The organism is Candidatus Pelagibacter sp. PS_23 (assembly GCF_059417905.1).
Genome location: NZ_CM182071.1, coordinates 1,091,673 through 1,107,495, shown reverse-complemented (window position 1 = coordinate 1,107,495; position 15,823 = coordinate 1,091,673). Strand labels below are relative to the sequence as shown.

At 29.3% G+C, this 15,823-nt stretch carries 15 protein-coding genes; 10 read left to right on the top strand and 5 right to left on the bottom strand.

The genetic code is table 11. From position 1 onward, the window contains the following. Positions 1-67 precede the first annotated feature (67 nt). The 4 genes from AC5SLY_RS05880 to AC5SLY_RS05865 are packed head-to-tail and all read left to right on the top strand — an operon-like array spanning position 68 to position 3,613. Positions 68-1,630: a lysine--tRNA ligase gene (locus AC5SLY_RS05880; protein WP_271616152.1), complete on the top strand. Its 1,563-nt coding sequence runs from the start codon at positions 68-70 to the stop codon at positions 1,628-1,630. Next, positions 1,630-2,682: a quinone-dependent dihydroorotate dehydrogenase gene (locus AC5SLY_RS05875; RefSeq protein ID WP_494593220.1), complete on the top strand. Its 1,053-nt coding sequence runs from the start codon at positions 1,630-1,632 to the stop codon at positions 2,680-2,682. The genes AC5SLY_RS05880 and AC5SLY_RS05875 overlap by 1 nt, the downstream gene beginning before the upstream one ends. A gap of 53 nt (positions 2,683-2,735) precedes the next feature. Further along, positions 2,736-3,059 (top strand): 50S ribosomal protein L28, encoded by a 324-nt coding sequence (rpmB, locus tag AC5SLY_RS05870; RefSeq protein WP_018413598.1) that lies wholly within the window; start codon positions 2,736-2,738, stop codon positions 3,057-3,059. Further along, on the top strand, positions 3,059-3,613 hold the full coding sequence (locus AC5SLY_RS05865; protein WP_018413597.1) for a queuosine precursor transporter: 555 nt from the start codon (positions 3,059-3,061) through the stop codon (positions 3,611-3,613). The genes rpmB and AC5SLY_RS05865 overlap by 1 nt, the downstream gene beginning before the upstream one ends. Here the strand turns inward: AC5SLY_RS05865 and speB are convergent. Genes speB through AC5SLY_RS05850 form a run of 3 tightly spaced genes read right to left on the bottom strand, consistent with a single transcriptional unit; the run spans position 3,610 to position 6,709 of the window. Beyond that, positions 3,610-4,485 carry an agmatinase gene (gene speB / locus AC5SLY_RS05860; protein WP_494598730.1) on the bottom strand — a complete coding sequence of 292 codons (876 nt, stop codon included), beginning with the start codon at positions 4,483-4,485 and terminating at the stop codon, positions 3,610-3,612. The two genes, AC5SLY_RS05865 and speB, sit on opposite strands and share 4 nt — an antisense overlap. A gap of 2 nt (positions 4,486-4,487) precedes the next feature. Then, positions 4,488-5,531 (bottom strand): 1,9-bis(guanidino)-5-aza-nonane synthase, encoded by a 1,044-nt coding sequence (locus tag AC5SLY_RS05855; protein ID WP_271480731.1) that lies wholly within the window; start codon positions 5,529-5,531, stop codon positions 4,488-4,490. Further along, on the bottom strand, positions 5,531-6,709 hold the full coding sequence (locus AC5SLY_RS05850; protein WP_494598729.1) for a type III PLP-dependent enzyme: 1,179 nt from the start codon (positions 6,707-6,709) through the stop codon (positions 5,531-5,533). Before AC5SLY_RS05850 ends, AC5SLY_RS05855 begins: the two co-directional genes overlap by 1 nt. A gap of 148 nt (positions 6,710-6,857) precedes the next feature. Here AC5SLY_RS05850 and AC5SLY_RS05845 point away from each other — a divergent pair, with 148 nt between their 5' ends. Further along, complete coding sequence (locus tag AC5SLY_RS05845) at positions 6,858-7,421, top strand: ActR/PrrA/RegA family redox response regulator transcription factor (protein WP_494598728.1); 564 nt, start codon at positions 6,858-6,860, stop codon at positions 7,419-7,421. Here AC5SLY_RS05845 and AC5SLY_RS05840 read toward each other — a convergent pair. Both AC5SLY_RS05840 and AC5SLY_RS05835 read right to left on the bottom strand, forming a co-directional pair. Further along, on the bottom strand, positions 7,414-7,965 hold the full coding sequence (locus tag AC5SLY_RS05840; protein WP_018413593.1) for a biotin transporter BioY: 552 nt from the start codon (positions 7,963-7,965) through the stop codon (positions 7,414-7,416). The two genes, AC5SLY_RS05845 and AC5SLY_RS05840, sit on opposite strands and share 8 nt — an antisense overlap. 32 nt (positions 7,966-7,997) lie before the next feature. Then, positions 7,998-8,927, bottom strand: coding sequence for an ABC transporter ATP-binding protein (locus tag AC5SLY_RS05835; protein ID WP_494598727.1), 930 nt, complete (start codon positions 8,925-8,927; stop codon positions 7,998-8,000). Positions 8,928-8,977: 50 nt separating this feature from the next. Between AC5SLY_RS05835 and polA the strand changes: the two genes are divergently transcribed. From polA to tsaE, 5 genes are read left to right on the top strand one after another with little or no spacing between them, the layout of a single operon-like run. Beyond that, positions 8,978-11,752, top strand: coding sequence for a DNA polymerase I (gene polA / locus AC5SLY_RS05830; RefSeq protein WP_494598726.1), 2,775 nt, complete (start codon positions 8,978-8,980; stop codon positions 11,750-11,752). 50 nt (positions 11,753-11,802) lie between these two features. Beyond that, positions 11,803-12,510 (top strand): response regulator transcription factor, encoded by a 708-nt coding sequence (locus AC5SLY_RS05825; RefSeq protein ID WP_006997711.1) that lies wholly within the window; start codon positions 11,803-11,805, stop codon positions 12,508-12,510. Further along, on the top strand, positions 12,510-14,048 hold the full coding sequence (locus AC5SLY_RS05820; protein ID WP_494598725.1) for a sensor histidine kinase: 1,539 nt from the start codon (positions 12,510-12,512) through the stop codon (positions 14,046-14,048). Before AC5SLY_RS05825 ends, AC5SLY_RS05820 begins: the two co-directional genes overlap by 1 nt. A gap of 43 nt (positions 14,049-14,091) precedes the next feature. After that, a complete protein-coding gene (ahcY, locus tag AC5SLY_RS05815) occupies positions 14,092-15,378 on the top strand; it encodes an adenosylhomocysteinase (RefSeq protein ID WP_494598724.1) in 1,287 nt (428 codons plus the stop codon). Beyond that, positions 15,362-15,820, top strand: coding sequence for a tRNA (adenosine(37)-N6)-threonylcarbamoyltransferase complex ATPase subunit type 1 TsaE (tsaE, locus tag AC5SLY_RS05810; RefSeq protein ID WP_494598723.1), 459 nt, complete (start codon positions 15,362-15,364; stop codon positions 15,818-15,820). The genes ahcY and tsaE overlap by 17 nt, the downstream gene beginning before the upstream one ends. The last annotated feature ends 3 nt before the right edge of the window (positions 15,821-15,823 follow it).

Sequence of the window (15,823 nt, the reverse complement as noted above, 5' to 3'; positions counted from 1 at the left end):
TAAATAAATTTCAACTCTATAAGAATTAATAAAAACACCAAATATAAGATATTTGTTATTAAACAAAGTGATTGAAAAAGATAATTTAGATAAAACTAACGCATGGCCCTTTGTTGAGGCTAAAAAATTACTGCGTGAAAGAAAGTCCTTTATTGATAAAAAAGGTAAAATAATTTTACAAACTGGTTATGGTCCAAGTGGGCTGCCCCATATAGGTACATTTGGTGAAGTTGCAAGAACATCGATGATGGTTAATGCTTTAAAACAACTCACAGATATACCAACGGAAATCATAACTTTCTCTGATGACATGGATGGCTTTAGAAAAGTTCCAGAAAACGTTCCAAATCAAGAGCTCTTAAATAACAATCTTCATAAGCCTTTAACTCAAGTGCCAGATCCATTTGAAAAATTTTCAAGTTTTGGCGAACACAATAATGAAATGTTAAAAGATTTTTTAAATAAATTTAATTTTGAATATAATTTTCAAAGCTCTTCAGTTCTTTATAAGAGTGGTTTTTTTAATCCCACATTACAGATAATCCTAGAAAATTATCAAGGTATTATGGATATAATTCTTCCAACACTAGGGAAAGAAAGACAAAAAACTTACAGTCCATTTTTACCAATTTGTCCAGACACCGGTAAGGTTTTAGAAATTCCAGTTTTAGAAATACTAAAAGAAAAATCCAAAATTATATTTGATAATAATGGAAAAAAACTTGAGGTAAGTATCTTCGATGGGAATTGCAAATTACAATGGAAAGTAGATTGGGCAATGAGATGGTACGCTCTTGATATAGATTTTGAAATGTATGGAAAAGATCTAATTGAAAGTGCAATATTATCATCAAAAATAATCAAGTTAATTGGAAAAACAAACCCATCTGGGTTTGCTTATGAGCTTTTTTTAGATGAAAAAGGAGAAAAAATATCAAAATCAAAAGGAAATGGAATTACAATTGATCAGTGGCTGGAGTATGCATCACCCGAAAGTCTTTCATTGTATATGTATCAAAATCCCAAAAGAGCAAAAAAACTATATAAAGAAATAGTTCCTAAAACAGTCGATGAGTACTTGGACTTTATAGAAAAAGCTAAAACACAAAATGAGTTACAGCTATTAATGAATCCTGTTTGGCATGTGCATAATGGATTAATTCCTAAAGAAGATACTATTATGAGCTTTTCAATGCTTTTAAATTTAGTAGAAACGAGCAATGCAGACTCTAAGGAGTTACTTTGGAAGTTTGTAAAAAAATATAAACAAAACCTTTTAGAAAAAGAACACCCAATTTTTGATAATCTTATAGGTTATGCGATTAAGTATTTTAATGACGTAATAAAATTACAAAAAAAATACAAAACTCCTGACGCAAATGAAAAAGTCGCATTAGAAGCACTGGTTAAGTCTCTTGATAGTTGCAATGATAAGATGTTGCCTGAGGATATTCAGACATTAATTTATTCAACGGGAAAAGAAAATGGTTATGCAGAAAACTTGCGTGATTGGTTTAAATTAATTTATGAGGTTGTTTTTGGAGATGAAAATGGACCAAGAATGGGTTTTTTTATAAGTTTTTTTGGAGTAAACGAAACTAAAGAGTTAATTAAAGAAAAAATAAAATAATGTTTTCAAAATTCAGATCACTAATTTTCAAAATTGATCCTGAAACTGCTCATAATTTAGCAATTAAGTCTTTAAAACTAAACATATTACCAAACATAGCTGATCAAAATAAAGGAGATCCAATATTTAAGACTAATTTATTTGGTAAGAATATAGATAATCCAATAGGAATGGCTGCCGGGTTTGATAAAAATGCTGAAGTTTATAACCCACTGTTTAAACTTGGGTTTGGTTTTGTTGAAGTAGGAACGGTTACCCCACTTGAGCAATATGGAAATCCAAAGCCAAGAGTTTTTAGGTTGGTTGAAGATCAGGCTCTTATAAATAGGTTAGGTTTTAATAATTTAGGAGCAGAAAATATTAGCCATAGAATTAGATCTAATTCACATAAAGGTTTATTAGGAATCAACATAGGTCCCAATAAAGATAGTGAAGATAGATTAAATGATTATTTGATTGGACTTAGAAACTTTTATGATATCGCTGACTATATTACAGTTAATATTTCTTCGCCTAACACAGAAAATCTAAGAGCTTTTCATGATGAGACTAAATTTGATGAATTGTTGAATGCAATAGAAAAAGAAAAAATTAAACTTAAATCAAAAATTCCAATTGTAGTAAAAATCTCTCCAGATATTTCAGACGAACAAATTGAACTAATAAGTAAAATTTTAATTAAACATAAGATTAGTGCAATAATTGTTTCAAATACAACAGCTAAAAATAGAGAAAAATTGAATAATATTTTAAAGCATCAAAAAGGTGGGCTATCAGGCAAGCCACTAGAGGAAGAAGCTAATAAACTAATAAGTAAGTTTTATAAACTGCTTAAGGGCAAGATTGAAATTATAGGTGTAGGGGGTGTAGACTCAGGAGAAAGTGCTTATAAAAAGTTTCAGGCAGGAGCTAGCTATGTTCAGTTATATACAGGAATGGTTTTTCAAGGACCAAACATTGTAGGAAAGATAAAAAAAGAGCTTAAAGAAATATTAATTGACGAAGGTATTAAGAATTTTAAAGAAATAATAGGAAAGAAGCTGACTAATTGATCCTAATAAACTTGACGAGATCATGAACACATCTTATATAGTCACTAAATATTATGTCTAAAAAATGTGAATTAACTGGTAAAATTCCTATGAAAGGTCACAATGTTAGTCACGCTAACAATAAGACTAAAAGAAGATTTTTACCTAATTTAAAAAAAGCTAAATTTACAAGTGAACTTTTGAAAAGAAGCCTAACTTTAACTGTTAGTAATGCCGGTGTTAGATGTGTTGATAAAAAAGGTACTTTTGATCAGTTTTTAAAGACAGTAAAAAATAAAAATATTTCGCCTAGACTAAAAAAATTAAAAAAAAGTATATTAATTAAATCACCTTTTATTAAAAAGGCACCAAAAGCATCTCCTAGTAAATCAGCTTAATGAAAAAGTTTTTTATACTACTCTCATTTATAATGGGAGTTGTTGTCTTAACTTCAAATTATTTAGTACAATTTCCAATCAATTATTATGGTTTAGAAGAAATATTAACTTATGGAGCTTTTAGCTATCCAGTTGCTTTTTTAATTACGGATCTCGCAAATAGATCTTATGGCAAGGTTGTAGCTAGAAAAATTGTTTATGTTGGTTTTATTATAGGGATTGTATTTACTCTTTTCTTTTCAACAAATTTTGCAGACTTAATTTCAGTTAGAATTGCTATAGGTTCAGGTATAGCATTTATGGTTGCACAGTTGTTAGATGTTCAAATTTTTGACTATTTAAGAAAAAAGAAATGGTTTGTTGCTCCATTAACTTCGTCGTTAATCGGGTCTACTGTTGACACATTTTTATTCTTTTCCATCTCGTTTTATGCAACGGGAATACCATGGGTCACTTTATCTCTAGGTGATTTAGCTGTTAAAATATTTGTTGCTTTAGCAATGTTAATTCCATTTAGATTATTATTAGGAACTTTTAAAGCTTCAAAAGCTTAGTATAAAAATTTGTACGACAAGATTTTATAAGCAAGTTTAGCTACAAGAAAATTGTAAGAATTAAAACCTTTAATAGGTGAAAGCTCATTTATATCTGCACCAACAATATTAGAGTTTTTAGCAGCTATCCGTATGATATTTAAAGTTTCATCCCATAATAATCCACCCGGTTCAGGTGTACCTGTTGCAGGCATTATGCTTGAATCTAAACCATCAACATCAAATGTTAAATAAACTGTTTTATTCTTTATCATTTTTTTAAATTTTTTTAGGTCCCATTTATTTTTGTCTTTTGCCCAAAAGATATCAATCCTAGATGAGTTTTTTTTTAAGAATGGTATTTCACTTTGAGATATATTTCTGATCCCAAATGAAATTATAGAAACATTTTTATGATCAAGACATCTCTTAATAGCTGAAGCATGTGAAAATTTTTCACCATTATAACTCTCTCTTAAATCTGCATGCGCATCAAAATGTAGTAAACATATATCTTTGTATTTTTTTACAAATGGAGCAATACATCCAGGTGTTATTGAGTGCTCTCCACCAAAAGTGATTGGAAATAATTTTTTATCTAATATTTCTTGATTTATATCAGACATCTTTTTAAGAGCTTTTTTAATGTCTTTATTAATTTTAAATGGTTTTAAAGTTTTGATCCCAATTTTTTTATAGGGCTCACAATGTAACTCTTCATCATATAGCTCTACTTGATGAGATGCTTTGATGATTTCTTTAGGGCCATTACGAGTGCCACCACCATAACTTACAGTTTTTTCTAAACCAAATGGAACAACTACTACTTTCTCTTTAAAATTAACATCATTGTCAATTCCTAGAAAACCATTTTTATTAGAAAGATATTTCAATTTTATTTAAATATTTTTGAGAAGTTTTTTCTCGTTCTATTTTTCCAGTCACCTTTATGATAAGCATCGCTTGCAATCAAAGGAAGGACACTAGTTGCTTCTGCAAAAACCATTTGTTCTTTAGCAATATCTACTTTACCCCATGAGCTTGCCTCTTTTAATGTAGAGCTGCTGCAAGCACCATCCCTAGAATCTGCTACTGTAATTTGAACTGCATACTTATGCATCTCAACCTCTTTTCCTAAAAGTTCAGCACAGATAACAGTATCTTGAACAAAGTTTTTAGGTACTCCTCCACCAATCATAAATAAGCCAGATCCTTTTGATTGAATCTTTATTTCAGTTAATTCACGAAGCTCTCTAATAGAATCTATCGTAATATGGTTTTTAGGATTATTTTCTTGATGAGTGACCAATCCAAAACCAGCACTTGAGTCTGTAAACGCAGGACAAAAAATGGGAACATTATTGTCATATGCAGTTTCAATTAAAGAGTCTTTTTTTTTAGAATTTTTCTTTAAATATTTTCCCATTTCATAAATAAATTCTCTTGATGTGTAACTTCTAGGATCAAGTGTATCTGCTATTTCACATATTTTTTGATCACATTCCTGTAATTCATCTTCATCAATATATGTATCGTAAATTCTATCTATATAATTTTTTCTTAATTCAGTGTCATCTTGAAATTGTGAACCTTGATAATGTTTAAAACCTAAAGCTTCAAAAAAATCCATATCAACTATTGAAGCTCCTGTAGCAATAATTGCATCAACCATATTGTATTTAACTAAATCTTTATAAATATTCATACATCCCGCAGCAGAAGTTGAGCCAGCAAGTGTTAAAAAAATTGTACAATCCTTATCTTGAATCATTTCATTAAAAATGTTGGCTGCATTTGCTGTTTCTCTTGAAACAAAAGACATTTTTTCCATTGAAGAAATTATCTTTCTTGCATCAAACGATGTAATATCTATGTGTTCAACTGGATTTTGTAAGAAGCTTTTTTTGCTATTATGAGTTAAATTTTTGTTTTCTGACATTAGGCAACTAGTATAGCCTTATTACTGTCTTTACCATACATGGTCATTATTGGCTCATCTTCTACTTCATAAATCTCATTAGAATAAAAACCATTAAATTGAGTTCTAAAAGTTAGACCGTAGGCTCCAAGCTGACCTAGTTCAATATAATCATTTTCTTTAATATTATTTGGAAGTAAAAATGGCCCTTTCATGTAATCCATGCTATCGCAGGTGGGGCCATAAAAATCAAAAGCAGTTAATTTTTTTGATATTATCTTGCTAGATTTAATTAAACGAGATGGGTAAACCATATTTGGTGTACCAGCATCAAAAAGAGTTCCGTATGTTCCTTCATTTATATAAAGTTTTTGTTTTTTTCTAAGATTTACTCTGACAATTGTAGAACCACTTTCTGCAACTATTGCCCTTCCAGGCTCACATAATAATTCTGGAAGTTTTTCTAGTTCTAAATTATTTAAACTTTTTTTTATTTCTTCAAAATAATTTTCTAAAGGTTGAGGTACTAAATCAGGATAGATTGCAGGAAATCCACCACCAATGTTAATGTAATCAGGAATAATTTTTGTTTTTTTTATTATGTTTCCAATCTCTCCAATTCCTTTTGCATAAGAAATTGGGTGCATACATTGAGAACCAACGTGAAAACTTAAGCCGATTTTTTTTGCATATTGTTTCGTTAGTCTTAATAAACCAGTAGCTTCGGAGGTTAATACACCAAATTTTTTAGATAGATCTATTTCAGCATGTTCATTTGAAACAGCAACCCTTACAAATAGTTCAAGATCTTTTGCTTGATTGGTTGCTTCAATAATTTTTATTAATTCATCTTTAGTATCTAAAGAAAAAGCCTTAATATTGTAGTTAAAGTAAGCTTCCTTAATACTTTCTCTACTCTTAACAGTATGCATATATGAGCATTTTGCATCAGGGGAGATAGTTCTTATGTCTTTAATTTCTTGAATAGAAGCTACATCAAAGTTTTCAATTCCACTTTCTACTATTGTTTTTAAAACCTCAGGATGTGAGTTAGTTTTAACAGCATATAGAACTTTACCAGGAAATTTATTCCTAAAATAAGTAGAAGTAGACTGTATAGATTTTTTTCTAATACAATAAATAGGCTTTTCAGGTTTTAGTTGATTTATAAGCTCATCAACTGTTTTAAATTTTTGCATTTCATATGTCTCCAAAAAAAATTTAATAAAAAAAAGTTCTAAAATACTTAAAAACTTTCATATAAATTATGCAATTAAGGCAATACTTAATTAATGTAAAGCAAATAATGGGTGTTGAAATTATCAGATAAGTCACCATATTAATAATATGGTTGAAGCAGCTAATTTAAAAAAATTAAGTGATTTTGATAATAAATCCTTATTAATCGTTGATGATGACAATCCCTTTAGAGATAGGCTTGCAAGAGCCATGGAAAAAAAGGGATTTGAGGTTTTTCAAGCTGAGGGTGTACAAAAAGGAATACTATCTGTTAAAGCAAAAAAACCAGCTTTTGCAGTTGTCGACCTAAGACTAGCTGATGGAAATGGACTTGAAGTAGTAAAGCAAATTCAAATTTCTAATCCAAGCAGTAGAATTATAATGTTAACAGGATATGGAAATATTCCAACGGCTGTTGCTGCGATTAAAGAAGGTGCAATTGATTACTTAGCAAAGCCAGCAGACGCAGATGATGTTGAGAAAGCTTTACTAGCGGATCCAGAGAAAAAAGCTGAACCACCAGAAAACCCTATGTCAGCTGATAGAGTTAAGTGGGAACATATTCATAGAGTTTTTGAATTATGCAATAGAAATGTATCTGAGACTGCTAGAAGACTTAAAATGCACAGAAGAACGTTACAAAGAATTTTATCTAAAAGATCTCCTAGATAAATTTTCTAAATTTGATAATTTTTTTAGCCAATATAGCCAATAAGCAAATTTTAAATAATTCAGCTAATAAAAATGGTGTCACTCCTAATTGAAGAATTGGTTTATCCCATCCAATTAAAGTTCCCAACCAAATAGCTCCAAATACATAGATTACAGAAACAGAAAATATTAATTTTCCAAAAATTATAAAAATATTTTTATTAAGATTTAAATAGCCTGCAAAAAAAGAAGCAAATAAAAATCCAATTAAATATCCCATTGTTGGACCAGTAAAATAAACTATTCCAATACCTTTTTCTGGTGAGTTAGAAAATACAGGCATACCTAGAATACCCTCCAGAAGATAAACAGCTACAGATGCCAGGCCAATTTTATACCCAAAAGCAATTCCTAAAAAAAGAACTACAAAAGTTTGCATTGTCATGGGCACAGGATAAAATGGTATTTTTAATTTAGCTGAAATAGTTAAAGCCATTGTTCCTATAAAAATTAGAATAAATGTTTTTAATACTTTTTGAATTGTATTTGTTTTTAATAGATCCATATCTACAAATTACTATTTATTAATGTGATAATCTAGTTTTTTATTAATCTTAAAAAAACATCCTCTAAATCACCGTCGTCAGTTGAAATATCTATAATTTTGATGTTATTTTTCTTAATTAAATTAATTAATTCTTCCATATTAATTTTACTTTTTTCATAAGAAACACAAACTTCATTGTCTAAGTGTGAAACTATTTTTAAAGATTCTAGATCATTATCGTTAATATTTATCTTTATATCAGTTTTAAAGGTTACTTTTTTGGTTTGAATTCTATCTAATAAATTCTTAGTGCTGTCTAGGGCAACAATATTTCCTTTATTTAATATAGCTATTCTTCCACACATTTCCTCAGCCTCCTCGAGGTAATGAGTTGTTAAAATGATTGTTACACCAAGTTCATTTAATAATTTTACATTTTTCCATAAATTTTGTCTTAACTCCACATCAACACCAGCAGTAGGTTCATCTAGAATAACTATTGGTGGCTGATGAACTAAAGCTTTAGCCATTAACAATCTTCTTTTCATCCCACCAGATAAACTTCTAGCATAGCTGCTAGCTTGTTTTTCTAAGGACACCAATTTTAGAATTGTATCTGTAATTCTGTCTTTTTCTTTAATTCCATAAAGGCCAGCCTGTAATTCTAATAATTTTCTTGGGCTAAAAAATGGATCAAGATTTACTTCTTGAGGAACTATTCCAACCGAAGCTCTAACTTGTCTTGGGTTTTTATCTAAGTCAAAACCCCAGACACTTACTTGTCCTGCTGTTTTAACCACTGTTCCAGCTAAAATATTTATAAATGTTGTTTTCCCAGCACCATTAGGACCAAGAAGGCCAAAAATTTCTCCTTCTTTCACGTCTAAGTTTAAATCGTTTAATGCAAGGTTATCCCCAGCTTGTTTGTTTGAATAAATTTTTTTTAAATTTTTAACAGAAAGTATATTTTTTTGCTCCATGCGTGGTAATACATTTATAGTATTTAAAATATTTAAGATAATATTATTTAATGGATAAAATAAAAAAAACAGATCATTTTTATTTAATAGATGGTTCGGGTTACATTTTTAGAGCTTATTATGCATTACCACCCCTAACTAGAAAAAGTGACGGTCTTCCAGTAGGTGCAGTTAGTGGATTTTGCAGTATGCTATTTAAACTATTAGAGGATTCAAAATCAAATGAAAATCTTCAAAAACCAACACACTTTGCTGTAATATTTGATGCTGCTAGAAAAACTTTTAGAAATGAAATTTATTCAGACTATAAAGCAAATAGATCAGAAGCCCCAGATGATTTAGCACCACAGTTTGAATACATAAGAAAGTCTGTAGTTGCTTTCAATTTACCATCTGTAGACCTTTCAAATTATGAAGCAGATGATTTAATAGCCACTTATGTAGAACAAATTTTAGCAAAGGGTGCAAAAGTGACAATAGTCTCTTCAGATAAAGACTTAATGCAATTGTATAGAAAAGATGTTCGTATATTTGATCCTATGAAAAATAAATTTATAACACCTGAAGATATAGTAACTAAATTTGGAGTGGGCCCAGAAAAAGTTATTGATGTTCAATCCTTAGCTGGAGACAGTAGCGATAATGTTCCGGGAGTACCTGGGATAGGTGTAAAAACTGCAGCAGAACTGATTAATAAGTATGGAACCCTAGAAAAATTATTAGATAACGCTCAAGAAATAAAACAAAATAAACGAAGAGAAACACTTATAGAGAACAAAGATAAAGCGATAATTAGCAAAAAATTAGTGACACTAATGAAGGATGCTCCAGTTGAAAGAAAGTTAGAGGAATTTCATCTAAAGAAGATTGATAAAGATAAACTATATAAATTTTTAAGAGAAATGGAGTTTAATAGACTTCTTAGTTCTGTCATTTCTGCATACGGAGAACCACTGTTAGAAGAGACAGCAAAAGAGACAAAGCCTGAAAAAAAACATCAAAGTATAAGTAAAAAAAATTATCATCTAATTACTAATGAAAAAGAAATAGATGAGTGGATTAACGAAGCAGAAGAAGCTGGAGAGCTAGCAATTGATACAGAAACTAGTTCTTTAGATGCACATCAGACTGATTTAGTGGGAATTTCATTAAGCACTAAAATTGGTAAGGCTTGTTATATTCCAATTGGTCATAAGTTTAAAGGATGTTTAAAAAAAGAAACTGTAATTAAAAAACTCAAACCACTTTTAGAAGACAAGAGTGTAAAAAAAATTGGTCAAAATATTAAGTTTGATTTTATTGTCTTGTATAAACAGGGAATAAATATGAATTCAATGGAGGATACAATGCTGATGTCTTATGTATTAGATGCTGGAAAAAATAGACATAATATGGATACCTTGTCTGAGATTCATCTACAGCATAAAACAATTTCATTTAAAGAAATTGTTGGTACAGGTAAAAAAGAAATAAACTTTAGTGATGTAGAGCTAGATAAGGCAATGGAGTATGCTGCTGAAGATGCTGATATTACTTACAGATTATACAAAATATTTAGTAAAAATTTAAAATTAGAGAAATTAACTAATATTTATGAAATCTTTGAAAAACCTTTAATTAAGATACTAGCATTTATGGAAATTGAAGGAATTAAAATTGATAATAAATTTTTAAAGGTTTTGTCTGAAAAATTTGAAAAAAAAATAAGTAAACTAGAAAAAGAAGTTTTTAAAATTTCAAAAAAAGAATTTAATATTGCATCACCAAAACAATTAGGTGAAATTATTTATAATGATTTAAAAATTGCTGTACTTAAAAAAACTAGAAAAGGTAGTTTTGCCACAAATGCAAGTGTGTTAGAAGACTTAGCATTTAAAGGACATGAATTTCCAAAATTAATTCTAGATTGGAGACAAGTGTCCAAGCTTAAAAACACTTACTCAGATGCCTTACCTGAACACATTAATCCAAATACTAAACGAGTTCACACATCATTTTTATTGGCAGCAACAACAACAGGAAGACTGGCATCCAGTGATCCAAACCTACAAAATATTCCTATTAAATCAGAAGATGGTAAAGATATAAGAAAAGCTTTTATAGCAGAAAAGGGCTTCACATTAATATCTGCAGATTATAATCAGATTGAAATGAGAATTTTAGCTGACTTGGCAGAAGTTAAGGAGCTGAAAAAAGCGTTTAATAACAATGAAGATATTCATTCTCTTACAGCAAGCCAAGTATTTAACGTTAATATTAAAAAAGTAGACCAAGACATGAGAAGGAAGGCTAAGGCTATTAATTTTGGAATAATTTATGGTATTTCACAATATGGACTTGCAAAACAAATCAACGTTTCAAATCATGAAGCAGATGAATTTTTAAATGCTTATTTTTTAAAATTTCCCGAAATAAAAATTTATATGGATAATACAATTAAATTTTGCAGAAAAAGTGGATATGTAACCAATATTTTTGGTCGAAGATCTCATTTTAATGGAATTAATGATAAAAATTTCAATGTAAGAAATTTTCAAGAAAGAGCCGCTATTAATGCTCCTATTCAAGGATCAGCATCAGAAATCATGCGACTTGCAATGATTAGACTTAATAAAAAATTTGAAAGTATTAAAAATAATAAATCAAAAATATTATTACAAATTCATGATGAGTTAATTTTTGAGGTTCCAGTAAAAGAAGTCAAAAATATAACTGAAATAATCAAGGATGAAATGACGAGTGTTACAGAAAGTGATTTACACACTTTTTCAACACCATTGACGGTAGACGTGAATACAGGGGACAATTGGGGAATACTTCATTAATTTATCTCCATTGCCTAAATTAGAACAATTTAGTATTTTTAAAGTAGAATATGCAAACTCAAACAATAGCTCTTATTGATGACGATAGAAATATACTCACAAGTATAAGTATAGCTCTTGAAAAAGAAGGCTTTAAAGTTCAAACTTATATTGATGGAGAAAGTGCTCTAATTGGGTTAACTAGAAATCCACCAGACCTTGCTGTTATAGATATAAAAATGCCAAAAATGGATGGTGAAGAGCTTTTAAAAAAGTTAAGAAAAAAAACTTCCTTGCCTGTAATTTTTTTAACTTCAAAAGATGATGAGATAGATGAATTATTAGGCTTAAAATTGGGTGCAGATGATTTTATAAAAAAGTCAGGAGGTTTTTCCATTAAAGTTTTAATAGAAAGAATAAGGGTTCAACTTAGAAAAAAAGATATTAACAATAATCTTGAAGACACAAAAAATATTATTTCGCATGGGAAGCTAAAACTTGACCCTTCACAACTTGAATGTGAATGGGATAACAAGCAACTACCAGATAAACTAACTACTACAGAATTTTTAATAGTTAAAGAATTAGCAAAGAGACCAGGAATAATAAAAGAAAGAGCTCAGCTTATGGACATTGCTTATCGAGAGGATACTGATATTGAAGATAGAACTATTGATAGTCATGTTAAAAGAATTAGAAAAAAATTTAAAAAAGTTGATCCTGATTTTACAGCTATAGAAACAAGATATGGCAGTGGATACAGATGGAACGTTAGTTAATGTTCAGTAATTTTCTAAAAAGTTTATCTATATTAAAAAAATTTTTATTCATTAATTTGGTTATTTTTTTAATTATAGGAATTTTAACAGCACTTTACATTAGCAATGCAAAACCTAATTTAATAAAAAATAAAACCTCCAAACATATTCAAATAATTAACAATACAATTGAGCATATTTTAAGGTTAAATATAAAATTTGAGGAAGAAGATATTAGAAAATTTTTATTTTCAACAAGATTTTTATTTCAAAACTTAGATAGAGTTATCTTATTAGATAATCAATTTAATTTAGTAGGTGATACTGATACGCTAGATTTAGACCCGAGATCCTTTTCTAGTAGACTAGATATAGTTGAGCTAGAAATATTAGACGAAGAAAAAAGCAAAAAAATTTTTGAAACAAAAAACATCAATAAAGAAAAAACCGTTTCATTCAAAGATGTTCTTACTAATTATTCGTGGTCAAAAGACTATGGAAAGCCCTTTACTTTTATACAGGAAGGCTATGATCAATTTTTACTAACAACAGTTAAAAACATTACACTAAATGGAGTTAATATTGGATACCTAGCAATTTCAGAAAATGCTAATGATGTAAAATCTGCCATTGATGAAAGAAAAACATTTATTCTAAGAACAGCAATATTTATAATTATAGTAATATTTGTATTCTCTTTTGTTTTAAATAGATATTTTCTAAAACCTATAAAGAACTTAGTAGCATATACAAAAATTATAAAAGAAAAGAGCAAAAAAAAAACAAATATTAATGAACTTAAAAGTAGAAATGACGAGCTAGGAACTTTGTCAAATTCTTTAGATGATATGACAAGTGAACTTCAAAAAAGAATTTCACATGCAGAAAATTTTTCAACTGATCTTGTTCATGAGATAAGAAACCCCTTAACATCATTAAAAAGTGCTTCAGAAATATTGAACGAGACTGATGATCAATCTCAAAGAAGTAAATTAATTAGTATTCTCAATCATGATGTTCAAAGAATTGAAAGATTGATCACTGATTATTCTCAAATACTAAAAGATGAGGTTGCATTAAGTAAAGAAAAAATGAAAAAAATTAATCTCAAATTAATTGCAAGATCTGTAGTAGATGATTTTAATAATATTTATGAAGCAAAAAGAGGGATTAAAATAATGTTAAATGATCAAGACGATCAAGAGGAATATTTTATTAATGGAATAGAAAATAGAATTGAGCAAATTATTGCAAATTTATTAGATAATTCAATTTCATTTAGCGATGATAACAAAAAAATCTTAGTTGAAATTTACAAAGGAGATAAGGATAAAATTATTTTTAAAGTTATTGATGAAGGTAAAGGATTTAAGGAAATAGATACAAAAAAAATATTTAATAGATTTTATAGTAATAGACCGGACACCTTTGGTGAGCATTCTGGTTTAGGCTTAAATATAGTAAAAAACCTTGTTGAACTCCATAGTGCTACCATCAATGCCTCAAACAATGTAACGCAAGAAGGTGCAAATGTTGAGATTGTCTTCCCCAAAGTTTAATCATAAGTTGATTAATTAAATTTTTATTATATAAAACTGAGCAATGGATGATTTTAAAGTTAAAGATATATCGTTAGCAGACTTTGGAAGAAAAGAAATTTCAATAGCTGAAAGTGAAATGCCTGGTCTAATGGCATTAAGAGAAGAATATTCAGGAAAAGCCCCTTTAAAAGGAGCAAGAATATTGGGATGTCTTCATATGACAATTCAAACAGCAGTTTTAATTGAAACTTTAGTAGAGCTTGGAGCAGAAGTTAGATGGTCTTCTTGTAATATCTTTTCAACACAAGATCATGCCGCTGCAGCAATAGCTAAAGCAGGAATACCAGTTTTTGCTTGGAAAGGTGAAACTGAAGAGGAAGCTGTATGGTGCATCAGACAAACAATAGAAGGTAAAAAAGACTGGAAAGCAAATATGCTATTAGATGATGGTGGTGATTTAACTGCAATGATGCACAGCGATTACAAAGATTTGTTAAAGGAAGTAAAAGGTGTTTCAGAAGAAACAACGACTGGAATTAAAGCATTAAACAAAATGGAAAAAGATAGAACATTAATGATTCCAGCAATTAATGTTAATGACTCAGTTACAAAATCCAAATTTGATAACTTATATGGTTGTAGAGAAAGTTTAGTAGATGGAATTAGAAGAGCCACAGATGTAATGATGTCTGGTAAAGTTGCAATTGTAGCAGGCTTTGGGGATGTTGGAAAGGGTAGTGCTGCATCTTTAAGACAAAGTGGTGCTCGAGTGATGGTTACAGAAGCGGATCCAATTTGTGCACTCCAAGCAGCAATGGAAGGTTATGAAGTAGTTTTAATGGATGAAGCTATAAGTAAAGCAGATATTGTTGTTACTGCTACAGGTAATATAGACATTGTTACTGCAGATCATATGAGAAATATGAAAGATAGAGCAATCCTTTGTAATATTGGACACTTCGATAATGAGATTCAAGTAGAAGCCTTAAAAAATTATAAATGGACAGAAGTAAAACCAGAAGTTGATGAAATAGAATTAGTTGATGGAAAGAGAATTATTCTTTTAGCCAAAGGTAGATTAGTAAATTTAGGTTGCGCAACTGGACATCCAAGTTTTGTAATGAGCGCATCATTTACAAACCAAGTAATGGCACAAATTGAACTTTGGCATAATCATAAAAATTATGAAAATAAAGTTTATGTATTACCGAAATCATTAGATGAGAAAGTAGCAATGCTTCACTTAAAAAAAGTAGGTGCCAAACTTACAAAACTATCAAAAGACCAAGCTGAATATATAAGTGTTGAAACAGAAGGTCCATTCAAACCAGATGCTTATCGCTACTAATAGCGAAAAAATAGATATCTCCCTAGAAGATAAAACATCTGAGCTAGCTAAAAGTTTTTCAAGAACACTACAAAAAGGAGATGTAGCTTATTTTCATGGAGAAATAGGTGTTGGCAAAACCACATTTATAAGACACCTCATTAATAATCTTCAACAATTAAATAAAATCAATTTAACCGAAGTTACTAGTCCTACCTTTAATTTGGTAAATGAATATGATGTTGGAAATTTTATAATACAGCATTACGATTTGTACAGGTTGATTGACTATAGTGAGATAAAAAACATTGGTTTATTTGAAAATAGAGAAGAAGTTGTGACATTAATTGAATGGCCTGAGAAAATAAAAGAAACTATTGATTCCAAAATTGATTTACATTTTGAATACAATGATGATTTAAATAAAAGATATTTAACAATTAAGGGAGTTAAAAATAAATAATAG